Here is a 15,198-nt window from a genome sequence, read left to right on the forward strand (position 1 = left end):
CTGAGGATATCCCTGATCATCTGCATATTCCGTGTCCCCCAAATGGGGGACAAGGAATGCTCACGAGTGAAAGATGATGCCCCATTCCCGGGTGAGCGAAGCCCCCGTATCGAGGGTGTCGAGGTCGAGTCCCGAGGCGAAGGCGTTCGCCGGGGCGGTCATCGGCTCGATCGCCACGGCGAGGGGCTGGCCGGGGTACCGATCGGTCGTGAACACCTGCGCCCAACGGAACCCGTCGTCCTGCCAGAGCTCCACGGCGCGTCCGTCGGGCGCGGTCAGGGTGTGCCGCGCGCGGCCCTCGGCGTCGCGCTCGAGGCCGCGGTAGCCGTTGTCGAGCGAGGCATCGCCCAGGCGTCGGCCCGCTCGCAGGTCGTTCGTCTCGTCTACTGACACCTCGTCGACCGGGATCTTGCGGTCGTCGAGCATGAGCGTGGTCGTGCCGGTGGACTGTACGACGAGATCGGCGGTGTCGACCCCGCCGATCTGCAGGTACGGGTGCACGCCGAGCGCGACCGGGGCGACCGTCGCTCCGACGTTCTCGATGACGTGCGTGACGTGCAGGCCATCGGGCTGCAGCGCGAACGTCACCCGGGTGCGCAGGTGGAACGGGTATCCGGTCTGCGGAACGACGTCGGCGCCGAGCACGAGGCGGTCGGTCGTGTGCTCGATGGGCTGGTACGTGCCGAAGCGCAACAACCCGTGGCTGGCGTTGCCGAGGGCGGGCTCACTGATGGCGAGCTGCCGCTCGACCCCGTCGAAGGTGTACCTGCCGTCGCGGATGCGGTTCGGCCAGGGGACCAGCACGACGCCGGATGCCGCGGGCGTGGGTGCGTCGTCGGCGTAACGCGGAACCAGGTCGACGCCGTCGACCGTGAGCGCTCGCAGCGCCGCGCCCACCTGGGCGATCTCGGCGGACGCGTGGTCGGTGCGCAGGGGGAAGCGGTGTCCGGTGGGGTCGGCGGTCATGACGAGGCCTTTCTCGGGCGGGGCGGGCGCTGCAGCCAGGGGCGCAGCAGGCGGGTGACCCACGGGAGCACCGCGTAGGTCATGACGGGCGTGAGCATGACGGTGGTCGCGAGCACGCGCAGCACCAGGGGAACCTCGGTGAAACCGGGCACGAAGCCCAGCAGCCAAGAGGCCAGCAGGTTGGTGGGGAAGAACCCGACCCAGATCGTCACCGCCTGCTTCCACCGCGGGGGAGCGGACGGGACCGGCTGCTGCACCGGTTGGGTCCCGGCATCCGTCGTCGCCTCCATGATCGAGCCGAACGGGGCGTCGAACCACCCCTCGATCCCGGTGCGTCGCTCCACGCGCTCCTCGCGGGCGAACGGGCGCCCCGAATCGAGCCACCATTGACGCTGCGTCGAGGTGTCCCACTGCTCGAGCGTCGTGATGTCGCGGAACCGGTAGAGCATGTACCAGAGGTCGCTGTCTTCGCCCGCGCGCACCCAGCCCGAGCCGAGGAAGCCGGGGAACGCGGTCGCGAGGTCGGTGCCGGCCTGCATCCAGGAGGTCGCTTCGGCGGTGCGCGTCGGGTCGATGCGCCGCTCGATCGCCACCGTGATGGGGTGGGCGTCGGTGTCTGCCATGGGTCCATCTTCGTCCACGCCGGGCGTGCACCGACGTCGGGGGAGGCATGTCCCCCTTCGTGCGGTTCTGAGGCGTCGAACCCGCACGAAGGGGGACATGAGCGCGGGTGGGGGAGGGGGTGTCCCACTTGGTGCGATCGACGGGCCGCGAACCTGCACGGATGGGACATGGATGCCATTCCCAGCCGCGACCGGTAACGTCGGTGAGTCGGCTCTGGACACCGCGCGTGATGCGCGGATGGGTTTGTAGTCCAAGGGGCCGATGGAGAGCACGCGATCGCGTCCTCCCATCACTAGTGAATGGCCCCCGGCCGACGGATGTCCGGGTTTCGCACCGCTGCGCGCGGTGCCGCTGTCTCGCGCGAAACAGAACCCAGAAGGACATCGTCATGCCCAAGAACAAGAAGCCCGCCGGCGGCCGCCCCGCCAAGAACTTCGAGCCGCGCTATGGTGCGCAGACCTCGTTCCAGGACCGCAAGCGCCGCCCCGAGGGCGCCGCGTCCGCGAAGCCCGGCAGCAAGAGCCCGAGCCACCGCGGTTACCGTCCCGAGGCCGAGGCCGCCCCCGACAAGCGTCGCTGGAGCGCACAGGACCGCGTCGGTCGCGACGAGTCGCGCGGCATCCGCAGCTCCGCCCGCGATGACCGCTCCGGCCGCACCGACCGCCCGGCGCGTTCGTTCGACGATCGCCCCGCGCGTTCGTTCGACGACCGCCCCCGCCGCGACTTCGGCGACCGCCCGGCCCGCTCGTTCGACGACCGCTCCGGTCGCCCCGCTCGCGACGACCGCGCCCCCCGCGTGGATCGCGTCGACCGCGACAGTCGCCGCGCCACCGGCGACGGTCGCCCGTCGTTCCGAGACGAGCGCCCGCGTCGTGATTTCGGCGACCGCCCCGCCCGTTCGTTCGACGAGCGTCCCCGCCGTGACTTCGGTGACCGTCCGGCCCGCGACGACCGCCCCGCCCGTTCGTTCGACGACCGCCCGCGTCGTGACTTCGGCGATCGTCCGGCCCGTTCGTTCGACGAGCGTCCCCGCCGCGACTTCTCGGACCGTCCCGCCCGCGACGAGCGTCCCCGCCGCGATGCCGGCGAGCGTCCCGCCCGGTCGTTCGACCGCCGCGACGAGCGCCCGGCCCGTTCGTCGGACGACCGTCCCGCTCGTTCGTTCGACCGCAGCGACCGTCCCGCACGCTCGTTCGACCGCACTGATCGTCCGGCTCGTTCGTTCGATCGCAGCGATCGTCCGGCCCGTTCGTTCGACCGTAACGACCGCCCCGCGCGCTCGTTCGACCGCAACGACCGCCCCGCCCGTTCGACCGACGACCGCCCCGCCCGGTCGTTCGACCGGAACGAGCGTCCGGCTCGTTCGTTCGACGAGCGCCCGACCCGTTCGTTCGGTGACCGCCCCGCCCGCGACGAGCGTCCGCGCCGCACCGACGGCCCGAACCGCGCGGACTGGAACGCCACCCCGAAGCGCTCGGCCGAGCACGAGCAGCGCGTCGACGTCGTGCACGAGCGCCTGCAGGCGCAGGCCGTGGACGTCGCGACCGAGACCGGTGTCGGCTTCGCCGAGCTCGGCTTCGGCGACAACATCGTCCGTGCCCTCGCCAGCCTCGGCGCGGCCACGCCGTTCCCCATCCAGGCGGCGACGGTGAAGCCCATCCTCGACGGTCGTGACGTGCTCGCGCGCGGTCGCACCGGCTCGGGCAAGACCATCGCGTTCGGTGCCCCCATGGTCGAGAGCGTCCTGCGTTCGCAGGCGGGCGAGAAGCGTCAGTTCGCTCGCGCGCCCAAGGCCCTCATCCTCGCCCCCACGCGCGAGCTGGCCCTGCAGATCGACCGCACGGTGCAGGTCATCGCCCGCAGCGTCGGCCTGTTCACCACGCAGATCTACGGCGGCGTGCCCCAGGCCCGCCAGGTGGGTGCGCTGAAGAAGGGCGTCGACATCATCATCGGCACCCCCGGCCGCATCGAAGACCTGCTCAACCAGGGCAAGCTCGACCTGTCGCAGGTGCAGGTGGCCGTGCTGGACGAGGGCGACCACATGTGCGAGCTCGGTTTCCTCGAGCCGGTGCAGCGCATCCTGCGCGCCACCGCGAAGGGCAGCCAGAAGCTGCTGTTCTCGGCCACGCTCGACCGTGAGGTCGCCGCCCTCGTCGACGAGTTCCTCGTCGACCCGGCCGTGTACGAGGTCGCCGGTGAGGACCAGGACTCGGGCACCATCGAGCACCGCGTGCTCGTGATCGACCACCGCGACAAGGCCGAGATCCTCGGTTCGCTCGTCGACCGCCCGGGCAAGACCCTCGTCTTCGCCCGTACCCGCGCATACGCCGAGACGCTCGCCGCGCAGTTCGACGACGCCGGTATCGCCGCGGTCGCGCTGCACGGTGACCTCAACCAGCAGAAGCGCACGCGCAACCTCGAGAAGCTCACCTCGGGTCGCGTCAACGTGCTCGTCGCCACCGACGTCGCCGCCCGCGGCATCCACGTCGACGACATCGACCTGGTGATCCAGGCCGACGCCCCCGACGAGTACAAGACGTACCTGCACCGTTCGGGCCGCACCGGCCGCGCCGGTCGCAGCGGCACCGTGGTGACGCTCATCACGCGGCAGCGTCAGCGCCGCATGACCGAGCTGCTCGACCGCGCCGAGATCCAGGCGCCGTTCGAGCCGGCGCAGCTCGGCGACGACCTGATCGAAGAGATCTCGGGCCGCCAGCTCGCGGACGTCACCTCGTAATCCGCCTCGATCGAGACCCCCGTCGCGTCCGCGACGGGGGTCTCGTGCGTTCAGAAGAGCCGCGGCTCGCTGGCCGGGGCGACGCGGGGGCGAATGGATGCCGAGGGCCCGGTGCCGCGGACCGGACCGAGGCTGCTCGTCGGCGTCGCGCGGGCGGCGAGGCCCGGCTGCGGTCGCCCGCGAGGGTGGTCGTCTTCGTCCCACCCGTCGAGTCGGTGCAGGCGCAGCAGGGGACGCATGCGTGCGCCGAGCCAGGTGCGGTAGGCCTTGGGTGCTTGGGCGGAGACGCCCGGGTAGAGACCGCGGTACGACGACACCAGGTGCGGTTGCTCGCGCCCCAGCCATTCGAGGAACCACTGCTTCGCGCCCGGACGCAGGTGCAGCGCGCCGTAGACGACGCGAGCCGCGCCGGCGGCGCGGATGCGCGCGAGGGCGTCGTCGAGCACGGCGAGCGAGTCGGTCAGGTGCGGCAGGATCGGCATGAGGAAGACCGTGACGCGGAAGCCGGCGGCGGTGGCGGCGCGGACCGTGTCGAGGCGGGCGTCGGCGCTGGGGGTGCCCGGCTCGATCGCGTTCTGCAGGGTGTCGTCGAAGACGGCGATCGACATTGCCAACGAGACCTTCACCTGCGTGGCGGCGTCGGCGAGCAGGGGGAGGTCGCGGCGCAGGAGCGTGCCCTTGGTGAGGATCGAGAAGGGCGTGCCGTTGTCGGTGAGCGCGCCGACGATGTCGGGCATGAGGCGGTATCGCCCCTCGGCGCGCTGGTAGGGGTCGGTGTTCGTGCCGAGCATGACGGGCTCGCGCGCCCACGATCCCCGACGCACCTCCGTGCGCAGCACGTCGGCGACGTTGACCTTGACGACGATCTGGGAGTCGAAGTCGGCGCCGTAGTCGAGGTCGAGGTACTCGTGCGTCTTGCGGGCGAAGCAGTACGAGCACGCGTGCGTGCAGCCCCGGTACGGGTTCACGGTCCAGTCGAACGGCATGGCCGACATGCCGGGCACGCGATTCAGGGCGCTCTTGCACTGCACCTCGTGGAACGTCATTCCGGCGAACTCGGGGGTCGTCACCGATCGGACGAGACCGTCGATGCGCTCCATGCCCGGGAGCGCCGACGGGTCGTCGACGCCCAGCTGCTGCCCCTGCCATCTCATCGCCATAGTCGAACACATGTTCGATTTTCTCGCAACCGCCACGCCGCGCACCTCGCCTGCACGAACGAGTGTCGTCGCGGTACGGTGATCGCGACGCCGACCACCGGCGAGACACGGAGGCGCCCATGGAGTCGGTCTCGCGAGTACGCGGTCAGCACCTGCTCCATGCGTCGATCGGTCGCTTGGAGCCCTGGCATCCGGCGTTGGTCGTGCGTCGTCCGGCGCTGTCGGGATGGTCGTGGTTGGCACTCATGGCGGCGCTGCTGCTGGTGTGCGACCTCGTGGACGCCCCGGAGTGGGTCGCGCTCGTCGTGTCGCTCAGCGCGGCAGCGCCCAGCCTCGGCGCGACCCTCATCGTGCTCTCGCAGACGCCGCGCACCCACCTCGATCACGAGGAGTCGATCCTCGGACACTTCTTCGCGCGCTTCTTCGCCGTGCTCGGGGCTCTGGTGCTGTGGGTCGGGTCGGTGGTGCTCGGCGCCGCGGTCGCCGTGCAGCTCGCCGAAGACACCGGCAGCAACCCCGATCAGGCGTGGTTCGAGGCGTTCGAGATCATCGGCGGGGTAGTGCCGCTGATCATCGCGATGCTCTGGGCGGTGCTCGTGCTGCGCTGCGTGGGATACATCGCGCGGCTGCGGGGGTGGGCCGCCGTCCCCGACCGGCACCGCATCCCCGATCACTTCTTCGCTGAGCACCCTCGCACACGTCGCGTCCTCATCGGGTTCGCCCACCCGCTGCTGCTGCTGGTCGCGGGTGCGGTGAGCATCGTGCTGGGCTTCCTGGCGGCCGGTGAGCTGAGCCTCGTGACCGATATCTGACTGCTCGCCGTTCCCGTCGGCCCGAGTCTGCCCGACCGCACATTCACCGCGCGAACGCGCGGCCGACTCGACCCGTGCCCCCGTCCAGGGGAGAATGGGTCGAGTCATGTCGCACGATCCCGAGATCTCGCCCCGCCGCGCCGCGCGCGCGGAGGCCGAACGACTCGCGACGGCGGCCCTCACGCTCCCGCCCGCCGCGGCCGAGCCCGTGCCCCCGATCCCCGCCGCCGAGCGGCCCGCCACCGACACGGCGGCCCTCGCCACCCGACGCCGGCTGCGCGAGGCCGCGACCGCTGCGCCGACGACGGCCTCGATCCCGGTCCTCCGCCGCCGTCGCCTTGTCGCCGTGGGCGGGGCCGTCACTCTGGTGGCCGCCCTCGCCCTCGCGATCGGTGCGGCGACCGCGGGATCCCCCGGTGGCGCCGCGGCCGACACCGACGCTCCGCCCGTCGCTTCCGTCGTCGCCGGGCCTCCCACGGTGCCCGACGAGGGTCTGCCGGTCGTACAGCAGGCCGCCGTCGCCGCCACCTCGACGCCCTGCGACGACGCGGCGTTCACCTCGGCCCTGGCCACGGGTGACGACGCCGGCGCGATCGCGGCCGCCGGGGGCGGGAGCGCCTTCCGCGCAGCGGTGGCATCCGGGATCGCGCCCTGCGTGTCGCTGTCGGACCCGAACCGCGAGTGGATGGTCGTCAACAAGCAGCGCGCGTACGATCCGGTCGACTACCGCCCGGGCGACCTCGTGATGCCCGACAGTGTGCGCGCGCTCGAGGAGTCGGCGCTGCGCGCACCCGCGGCGGGGGCGCTGACCCAGCTCGTGCGTGCGGCCTCCGACGCCGGTGCCGGCGAGATCGGCTACCTGAGCGCTTTCCGCTCGTACAGCACGCAGCAGTCGACGTACGCGGGCCGCGTGGCCGTGGGCGGGGTCGAAGCCGCCGACCGCGAGAGCGCCCGCGCCGGGTACAGCGAGCACCAGTCGGGCCTGGCCGTCGACATCGTGCCGTGCAACGGCTCGTGCGCGACGCTCGACGACGTCGCCGCCTCGCCCCAGGGCGCGTGGGTGCGCGATCACGCGTGGGAGTACGGCTTCATCACCCGCTACGTCGAGGGCAGCGAGGGCATCAGCGGGTACGAGCCCGAGGCGTGGCACCTGCGTTACATCGGCCCCGAGCTGGCCCGCGCGTACCACGAGGGCGGTTACGCCACCCTCGAGGAGTTCTTCGGCCTCCCCGGGGCGCCCTCGTACTGAACGTCGAGGCGTCGGAGGGGGCCTCCGGCTCCTCGAGTCCGACGGCGGGCGAGGCCGAGGTCCGGCCGTACGCGAGGTCGTGCCGCGACGCCGCGCGCCGGCCGGATCGTCCTCCGGCGGGGTCGTCCTCAGGTGGCGCTCGTCCGCGGGCGGCGGCGGGCAAGGCGCGCGACTCCCGCGCGGCGCAGAGCATCGGCGACGGCGATACCGATCGCCATCCCGGCAGCGGATGCCACGAGCGTCAGCAGGTAGAAGAGCACGACGGTGAGGGGCGCGAACGTGTCGAGTCCGAAAGACGCCCAGGCGAGGGTCGGGTAGACGGCTGCCACCACGACGGCTCCGGCGAAGAACTGCCACCGGTGGAAGAACCGGTACAGCACGACGAGGAACGGCAGCTCGACGAAGAAGGCCCACCAGAGGTTGGTCGCGACGCTGCCCCACCCGTAACCCGAGAGCGGCGCGGCCACGAGGCCCGAGATGAGCCCGACCAGCAGCGCGGAACCGGGGCGTTCGAGCAGACGCATCGCGACGGCCGCGGGCACCAGCCACAGCCCGGCGAGTGCCACCGCCGCGAACGGCGCGGCGGCGAACAGCACCGTCGACACCCAGTTGGCGGCGGTCAGCATGATGCCGCCGGCGACGCCGATGGCGGCGCAGGTGAGCAGGAAGACGGTCGAGATGCGCGACATGGATGCTCCGGATCGGATCAGACGGACAGGCGGGGAACGACGAAGAGGGCGGCGGAGACCGCCCAGAACGCCAGGGTGAAGACGGTGTCGCGCCGGCGCCAGGGCACGCGGTGGCGCTCGGTGCGGTCGGGGTGGGCGCCGAACGCCCGCGCATCCATCGCGAGGGCGACACGTTCGGCATGGCGGATGGCCCCGGCCAAGAGGGGCACGACGTACCCGATCCCGCGCGCGGGTGCCGAGAGCACGCCGCCCCGCGTTCCCCGCACGCGATGCGCTTGGCGGATCACGTCGAGCTCGTGACCGAAGCGCGGCACGAAGCGGATCGCCGCGAGAGCCGCGTAGCCGATGCGGTAGGGCACGCGCAGGTTCTGCACCAATGCCCGCACCAGGTCGGGGCCGGAGGTGGTCAGTCCGCCGACGAAGGCGAGCGTCATGATCGCGGCCAGCCGCATCGCGGTCGACAGACCCGTGGACACCGCCCCGTCGGTGAGGGTCCACTCGCCCACGCGGATCAGCGCGGTGGTGGACTCCACTCGTGCGGGGTCGACCCAGAGCGAGAAGCCCAGTCCGATCACCATGATCGAGAGGGGCACCACTCCGGCGAGGAGGGCGACGAGACGCCGGGTGAGACGCGTTCCGGTCAGGAGCAGGACGTAGGCGAGGCAGAGGAACGCGATCGGAGTGGTCAGGTCGCGCACGAAGACCAGCGCGATCATGGCGGGGGCCGGGCCCGCGATCTTGGCGAGCGGGTTGAGACCCCCCAGCCACCGCGTGCCGCGCCGGCCGCGGGTGACGGCGGTCGTGGCGGTGCGTGTCGGTGCCGTGGTGGGGGCGGTCATGCCGACCCGCCCGGAAGGTCGCGCAGTCGCAGGAGAGATGTGAGCTCGGGATGCTGATGCAGACCGGTGAAGGCGCGCCGCAGCGCGGGAGTGCTGAGGCCCGCGCGTCGGACGACGTCCTCGTCGTCGAAGACATCGCCGACCGGTCCGTCGGCGGCGATCCGACCGTCGTCGACGACGATCACGCGGTCGGCGTGCTCGGCGACCACCTGCATGTCGTGGGTCACGACGATGATGGTCGTGCCGTCGTCGCGCAGGTCGTCGAGCAGGCGCAGCAGTTCCTCGGCGCGGGCGCGGTCCTGTCCGAACGTGGGTTCGTCGAGCACGAGCAGTCGGGCGCCGCCGACGAGCGCGGTTCCCACCGACAGTCGCCGCTTCTGACCGCCTGACAGCAGGAAGGGGTGCATCGCGGCCTTGTCGGCGAGGCCGAACCGCTGCAACAGCGCCTCGGTGCGCGCGCGGACCTCGTCGTCGGAGAGCCGCTGTCGGCGAAGGCCGTGGGCAATTTCGTCGAACACGGTCGTCGCGATGAACTGGTGCTCGGGGTTCTGGAACACGAAACCCACGTGACGCGAAAGCGTGCGCGGATCGGTGCGGCGAACGTCGAGCCCCGCGATCCGCACGGTTCCCCGCGGTGGGCGCAGCACCCCGGCCAGGGCCTGCACGAGGGTCGTCTTCCCCGCGCCGTTGGCGCCGACGACGGCGACGAACTCGCCCGCGCCGACGGACAGGTCGACGCCGTGGAGCACGCGCGTGCGTCCGCGCGAGATCGTCAGCCCCTGTACCTGCACGAGGGGGGCGCCGATGACACGTCGCGGGGGCGGGGGAGCGGGTGCCGTCGCGGGCGGGGCGATCGTCTCGAGCGCCCGTCGCAACTCGCGAGGGGTCAGCGGCAAGGGGGCGATGTCGTATCCCGCCCGTCGCAGGCGCAGGGCCGCGAGGGTGGCCGTGGGCAGCCACACCCCGAGCGCGTGCAACTGCTCCGCGCGGTCGCGCAGCACGTCGTCGACGCCGCCGTCGGCGACCACCCGGCCCGTGGCATCCAGGGCGACGACGCGGTCGACCAGACCCATCGCGGCATCCAGGTTGTGCTCGACGAGCACGATCGCCCGGTCACCCTCGGCGACGACGTCGCGCAGCGCCGCGTATACGTCGTCGACGCCGCGAGGGTCGAGGTTGGCGGTCGGCTCGTCGAGCACGAGCAGGGGCGAGCCCATCGCCAGCGCGCAGGCGATGGCCAGACGCTGACGTCCGCCGCCGGAGAGCACGTCGGGGGCGTCGTGGCGACGCTCCCACAGGCCCACGCGGCGCAGGGCCTCTTCGGTGCGGGCGAGCACGACCTCGACGGGGAGCCGCAGGTTCTCGGGTCCGAACGCCACCTCGTCGAGAACGGTGCCCGTCACGAGCTGTGCATCGGGGTCTTGGAACACCATGGCCACGGTGGTCGCGAGCTCGGCGACGGGCGTGGTCGCGGCATCCTTCCCCCCGACGCGCACCGTGCCCTCCACCGTGGCGGGCACGGCGTGCGGGATGAGGCCGTTCATGGCGAGCGCCGCCGTGGACTTCCCCGATCCGCTCGGACCGAGCAGCAGCACCACGTCTCCGGGGTGCACGTCCAGACGCAGCGCGGAGGGGGTGGGCGTCGCGGCGTCGAGGTGGGTGATGGCCACGTCGCGCATGCGCAGCAAAGCTCCGGTGTCGGCGCGGGTGGGCGCCGTATCGGGGCGGGGGTGAGCGGTCACGGGCGAGTCCTCGAGGAGTGAGTACGCCCTAACTTAGTGCACCCTAAGTCGGCTGGGTGATCTCACTTCGTGGTCGAGAGACCACGACCGACCCCGGCGCGACGCAGACCCGAGCCGATCGCGAGCCCCACTGCCGTCCAGACCACCGGTCCCGCGACGCCGATCACCAGGTAGGCGACGCGGGCGGCGGGCGCGAGGCTGGCGATGTCGGCCGCGAACCAGACGACCACCGCGACGAGCCCTCCGATCACGAGCGCCGAGCCGTAGAACCGCACCGGTGCCCACACGCGATACCGGGTGAGGGCGGCGACGCCCTCTTGGATGCCGCCGAACAGCAACGCCGTGCCGAGGAAGCGGAACGTCCACTGCGGCGCCATGGCGCTGGCCACGAGAGCTGCGAGCACGTGCGTCACCAGGGCGACTCCGGCGCGGCGCACCACCTGCTGCGCGATGATTCCGGGCAGCACGTGCGAGCCGAGTACGAGGCCGTACGCCCAGGGTGCGCCCGCCAGGACGACCAACGTCATCCAGCCGGCGGCCCCGCCCACGATGCCGGTGCCCACCCCGATCGCGGCGCAGACGAGCAGCACGCGCGTGGAGAGACCGGATGCCAGGGACACCCGCTCAGCGTAGCGGCGACGCCGGGGTCGCTCGACGCCCGGTCGGTCGAGGCGGGCTGGTCACGGGGGAGGCTGCTGAGCGTGACGAATCCGGCGGTCCCGGGGCCTCGGCGACGCCGGTCAGTTCACCACGCCGGCGCTGCACGTCTGCTGCGCCGCGCTCGACCCCGTGATCGACTCGGGAAGGGCCACCGCGCCGGTGTTCGGGTCGACGGTTCCGGGCTCAACCGCTTCGCCCTCGGAGGGCGCCTCGCTCGGCGCGGCCTCACCCGGAGCGGGTTCTGCGACGACGACGCCCCCGTTCGCGCCGGCGTCGCCGGTCACCTCGATGCCCTGGTTGGCGAGAAGGGCGTCCCACAGCACCTGCGCCGCGTCGTAGTTCGGCTCGACGCGGTTGGCGTCGGCGCTGGCCTGAACGGTCGGATACTGCACGAACACGATGTCCTCGAACGGCACGTCTTTGACCGCGGACGCGATCTGTACGAGCGTCAGCGGGTTGGTCAGGCTCTGCGTCGGCGTGACGTTGCGCAACCCCGTGGAGGCCAGACGGAACAGCGTCGCCGGGTTCGACAGCACCTCTTCGCTGACGAGCTTGCGGGCCAGACGCGACATGTACTGCTGCTGGTTGCTCACGCGCGCCAGGTCGCTGCCGCCCACGCCGTAGCGGGTGCGCAGGAACTGCAGGGCCTCGAGACCCTGGATGGTGCGCGGACCCGCGGCCCAGTCGATGCCGGTGTTCTCGTCGCGCATGTCGCTGGCGAGGCAGATCTCGACGCCGCCGATGGCGTTGGTGATCTCGATCACCCCGCCGAAGGTGACCATCGCGCCGAACTGCACGGGTTGCCCGCTCATGTCGGAGATCGCCGTCATCACGCACGACAGTCCGCCGTAGGTGTAGATCTCGTTGATCTGCACGTAGCCGCCGCCCCAGCGGTCGCCGTCGGCGGTGTCGCAGGCCGGCGCGTCGAAGAGCAGGTCGCGCGGGAACGACACCACCGTCACCCGACGCGGGGCATCGGAGATGTGCACGAGGATGTTGACGTCGTTGAGCTGCCCCTCGGCGTCGGGGCCCTCGCAGCGCTCGCCGAAGACCTCGCGCAGGCTCTCTTCGCACGCGTCGATGCCGACGACCATCATGTTGACGCCGCCCTCGAGCTCGCTGAGGTCGGGCGGGACGGGCGGCTGGTTCTCGACGACGACGGCCTCTTCGGTGAAGCTCGTGGTCAGGTCGTAGGCGGTGTACGCGGCAACGCCCGCGGCCGAGACGAGGACCACCACGACGGCGACGGCGAGAACGGTGAGCAGCTGAGCGATCGGGTGCGGGGACCGCAGGCGCGCGTGCTGTGCGACGGTGCGACGGCGCATGGTTCCTCCTCGAATTCCCCCGAGTCTAGGGGCACCGGATGCCGCGGCTCGGCGGTCTCGTCGAGGCGTTTCACGCCGGGCTCGCTGGTCGGGTCGGACTCGTGCGCCCTGCGCGCTCCGCGGACTGACGCGTCAGTCGCGCCGCCGCCGCGGCGTCAAGCGCACCGCGGGCAGGGGCGGAGCGGGAATGCGCTCGGGGCCGTGATCGATCACCGTGCCGAAGCGGTCGGCCCGTGCCTCCCAGGCGTCGCGCGCCTCGACGATCTCGTCGTGCGAGCGGCCGACGAAGTTCCACCACATCACGATGTCGGCTTCGAACGGCTCTCCGCCCAACAGGAAGACCCGGGCGCCGCCGTCGCTAAGCAGTTCGAGGTGGTCGCGTCCTTTGCCGACGTACACCAGCCGGCTGTCGTCGATCGCCGCGGTGGATCCCGGCTCCAGGCCCGGCGCCGGTCGTCGCGCGGCGTCGGCGTCGACGGCATCCATTCCCGTCACGGCGTCGGCGTGGCCCGTCATTCCGTAGAGGGCATACTCCCATTCGGGGCGAAGGGGCACGCGCACGGTCACGCCGGCGGGCAGCCGGAGTTCGGCCCCGACGATCGGGGTGTGGACCGTCGCGGGGGAGGCGACATCGCCGAGTTCGCCCATCACGACGACCGCGTCGGCGCCGTCGCCGAGGTCGATCGTGGGCAGGTGCTCGTGTCGCTCGAAGGCGGGGGATCCGTGCCGGCGCGCGTCGGGAAGCGCGACCCACAGCTGGAGGGCGTCGAGGGGGATGGGTCCCTCGCCGACGGAGTATTCCGAGTGCGCGATGCCCGCACCACTGGTCATGAGGTTCAGCGCCCCCGGTCGCACCACGACGTCGCTGCCCACCGCGTCGCGGTGTCGCACCTCGCCCACGATCGGCCACGTCACCGTCTGCAGGCCGATGTGCGGGTGCGGTTCGACCCGCATGAGGGTCTCTTGCGGGCCGAACCGGTCGAGGAAGCACCACGCCCCCACCATCGGCAGGGCGCGATGCGGCAGCGTGCGGTGCACCTCCATGCCCCGGACGCCGCCCAACGGCACCTCGCGCGCCTCGATCACGAGGGAACGCGGTCCGTCGCACGCGATCGGACCCTCGGATGCCGGCGGGGCGACGTCGAGTCGGGTCACGAGGGTTCGCCGGGCCCGGCGGCGTCGGCCGCGTCGTCTTCGTTCGGCCACTCCACGACGAGGCCCGGCACGTCGTTCTCTCGTAGGTAGTGCGCCACGAAGGGGCACGACGGGATGATGCTGCCGCCGCGTCGGGCGAGGTCGGCCAGCGCCTCGCTCGCGAGGACCTTGCCGAGGCCGCGACCGGCGAAGGCCGGGTCGACCTCGGTGTGGGGGAGGGTCGTGCGGTCCTCACCCGCGGGGCGGAAGTCGAGGAAGCCACCGAGCTCGTCGCCCACGTGGATCTCGTAGCGGCGCGCTTCGTCGTTTCGGGTCACGGTCAGTTCGTCGGCCATGGGCGTCTCCTGTCGTCGGTGTCCGTCGTCGGTGTCCACGACAACGTACGTGCGTCCCGCGGTGTTCCGCCATCCCCGCCTGGTCGGCGACGGATCTGGTACCCCCGGTCCCCGCGGGCGCCCCGGCAGCGCCCGCCAGAACCGTCGCGCGCGCCGAGGGGATCAGCGCGGGACGCGCGCGCGGTGTCGGCGCACCGCGGCGCGATTCGCGCAGCGCACCGAGCAGTAGCGTTGTCGGCCGTTGCGCGTGACGTCGACGACGACGCGATCGCAGGGCTCCGCGGCGCATCGAGCGAGGCGGGTCATTCCCCGGGTGACGAGGTGCAGCGACGTGCCGACCGAGATGACCGCCGCGAGCACGCGGGGGAGCGATTCGTCGCTGTCGCGGTAGTGCAGGTGCCATCCCTCTCCGTCGTGGTTCGTCAGGCGCGGGTAGGCCGTCACGGCGGCCATCTGGGCGTTCAGTCGCGCGGCACGCGCATCGGGATCGGTCTCGTCGACGATCCGCAGCCACTCGTCGACGACGGTGCGGGTGCGTTCGTGGTCGTCGGGCGCCGCGGGGAAGGTCATCGTCATCCCGCTCTCGCGCGTGCGGCGTTCGATCCCCTCGCGGTCGGCCGGCCAGTCGTTCGCGAGCGAGGCGGCCAACAGGACGGCGTACTCACCGTAAGGGTTGAGATGCATAACGGCATTACATCACGCTGGTTCCATGACCGCCCTCCCGACCGTCCTGCCCGCCGCCCCGGCATCCGTCCACGAACACGCCTGGCTCACCGAATCGGTGCACGCCACGAGCGCCGGTCGCGTGCGTTACGTGCGCTGCACGGGCTGCGCCGCCCGACGCGTGGACCTGGATCCGGTGTCACCGGCGCCGCCCGTTGCGATGACCCGACCGATCGGCTGAC

At 72.0% G+C, this 15,198-nt stretch carries 15 protein-coding genes; 4 read left to right on the forward strand and 11 right to left on the reverse strand.

Features of this window, described 5'->3' with window-relative positions; translation table 11 throughout:
- Nucleotides 1-60: 60 nt before the first annotated feature.
- Both ASF96_RS02420 and ASF96_RS02425 read right to left on the reverse strand, forming a co-directional pair.
- Nucleotides 61-966, reverse strand: coding sequence for an aldose 1-epimerase family protein (locus ASF96_RS02420; RefSeq protein ID WP_055935584.1), 906 nt, complete (start codon nucleotides 964-966; stop codon nucleotides 61-63).
- Nucleotides 963-1,589, reverse strand: coding sequence for an antibiotic biosynthesis monooxygenase (locus ASF96_RS02425; protein WP_055831892.1), 627 nt, complete (start codon nucleotides 1,587-1,589; stop codon nucleotides 963-965). Before ASF96_RS02425 ends, ASF96_RS02420 begins: the two co-directional genes overlap by 4 nt.
- 389 nt (nucleotides 1,590-1,978) lie before the next feature.
- Between ASF96_RS02425 and ASF96_RS02430 the strand changes: the two genes are divergently transcribed.
- Nucleotides 1,979-4,327, forward strand: coding sequence for a DEAD/DEAH box helicase (locus ASF96_RS02430; protein WP_055935587.1), 2,349 nt, complete (start codon nucleotides 1,979-1,981; stop codon nucleotides 4,325-4,327).
- Between the two features lie 50 nt (nucleotides 4,328-4,377).
- Here the strand turns inward: ASF96_RS02430 and ASF96_RS02435 are convergent, their stop codons facing one another.
- Entirely contained in the window at nucleotides 4,378-5,481 is a 1,104-nt protein-coding gene (locus ASF96_RS02435; protein WP_055937614.1) for an Rv2578c family radical SAM protein, read from the reverse strand.
- Between the two features lie 125 nt (nucleotides 5,482-5,606).
- Between ASF96_RS02435 and ASF96_RS02440 the strand changes: the two genes are divergently transcribed.
- Both ASF96_RS02440 and ASF96_RS02445 read left to right on the forward strand, forming a co-directional pair.
- Nucleotides 5,607-6,299 carry a hypothetical protein gene (locus ASF96_RS02440; protein ID WP_156458682.1) on the forward strand — a complete coding sequence of 231 codons (693 nt, stop codon included), beginning with the start codon at nucleotides 5,607-5,609 and terminating at the stop codon, nucleotides 6,297-6,299.
- A gap of 106 nt (nucleotides 6,300-6,405) precedes the next feature.
- Nucleotides 6,406-7,548 (forward strand): M15 family metallopeptidase, encoded by a 1,143-nt coding sequence (locus tag ASF96_RS02445; protein ID WP_055935593.1) that lies wholly within the window; start codon nucleotides 6,406-6,408, stop codon nucleotides 7,546-7,548.
- 128 nt (nucleotides 7,549-7,676) lie between these two features.
- Here the strand turns inward: ASF96_RS02445 and ASF96_RS02450 are convergent, their stop codons facing one another.
- The 8 genes from ASF96_RS02450 to ASF96_RS02485 all read right to left on the reverse strand — a co-directional run bounded on the left by ASF96_RS02450 (nucleotide 7,677) and on the right by ASF96_RS02485 (nucleotide 14,977).
- On the reverse strand, nucleotides 7,677-8,237 hold the full coding sequence (locus ASF96_RS02450; protein WP_055831885.1) for an ECF transporter S component: 561 nt from the start codon (nucleotides 8,235-8,237) through the stop codon (nucleotides 7,677-7,679).
- A gap of 17 nt (nucleotides 8,238-8,254) precedes the next feature.
- Nucleotides 8,255-9,076 (reverse strand): energy-coupling factor transporter transmembrane component T family protein, encoded by an 822-nt coding sequence (locus ASF96_RS02455; protein WP_055935596.1) that lies wholly within the window; start codon nucleotides 9,074-9,076, stop codon nucleotides 8,255-8,257.
- The gene (locus ASF96_RS02460) at nucleotides 9,073-10,755 is read right to left on the reverse strand and encodes an ABC transporter ATP-binding protein (RefSeq protein WP_082509406.1); all 1,683 of its coding nucleotides are present in this window, start codon (nucleotides 10,753-10,755) and stop codon (nucleotides 9,073-9,075) included. The genes ASF96_RS02455 and ASF96_RS02460 overlap by 4 nt, the downstream gene beginning before the upstream one ends.
- Nucleotides 10,756-10,880: 125 nt before the next feature.
- Complete coding sequence (locus ASF96_RS02465) at nucleotides 10,881-11,438, reverse strand: ECF transporter S component (protein ID WP_055935602.1); 558 nt, start codon at nucleotides 11,436-11,438, stop codon at nucleotides 10,881-10,883.
- Nucleotides 11,439-11,558: 120 nt separating this feature from the next.
- Entirely contained in the window at nucleotides 11,559-12,803 is a 1,245-nt protein-coding gene (locus tag ASF96_RS02470) for an LCP family protein (protein WP_055935607.1), read from the reverse strand.
- A 132-nt stretch (nucleotides 12,804-12,935) separates the two neighbouring features.
- Nucleotides 12,936-13,958 (reverse strand): pirin family protein, encoded by a 1,023-nt coding sequence (locus tag ASF96_RS02475; protein ID WP_055935611.1) that lies wholly within the window; start codon nucleotides 13,956-13,958, stop codon nucleotides 12,936-12,938.
- Nucleotides 13,955-14,293: a GNAT family N-acetyltransferase gene (locus ASF96_RS02480; protein ID WP_055935615.1), complete on the reverse strand. Its 339-nt coding sequence runs from the start codon at nucleotides 14,291-14,293 to the stop codon at nucleotides 13,955-13,957. The genes ASF96_RS02475 and ASF96_RS02480 overlap by 4 nt, the downstream gene beginning before the upstream one ends.
- Nucleotides 14,294-14,455: 162 nt before the next feature.
- A complete protein-coding gene (locus ASF96_RS02485; protein WP_055935618.1) occupies nucleotides 14,456-14,977 on the reverse strand; it encodes a CGNR zinc finger domain-containing protein in 522 nt (173 codons plus the stop codon).
- Nucleotides 14,978-15,002: 25 nt separating this feature from the next.
- Between ASF96_RS02485 and ASF96_RS02490 the strand changes: the two genes are divergently transcribed.
- The gene (locus tag ASF96_RS02490; RefSeq protein WP_055935621.1) at nucleotides 15,003-15,197 is read left to right on the forward strand and encodes a hypothetical protein; all 195 of its coding nucleotides are present in this window, start codon (nucleotides 15,003-15,005) and stop codon (nucleotides 15,195-15,197) included.
- Nucleotide 15,198: the final 1 nt, after the last annotated feature.

It is taken from the genome of Microbacterium sp. Leaf179, from assembly GCF_001423785.1.
Taxonomy (GTDB): domain Bacteria; phylum Actinomycetota; class Actinomycetes; order Actinomycetales; family Microbacteriaceae; genus Microbacterium.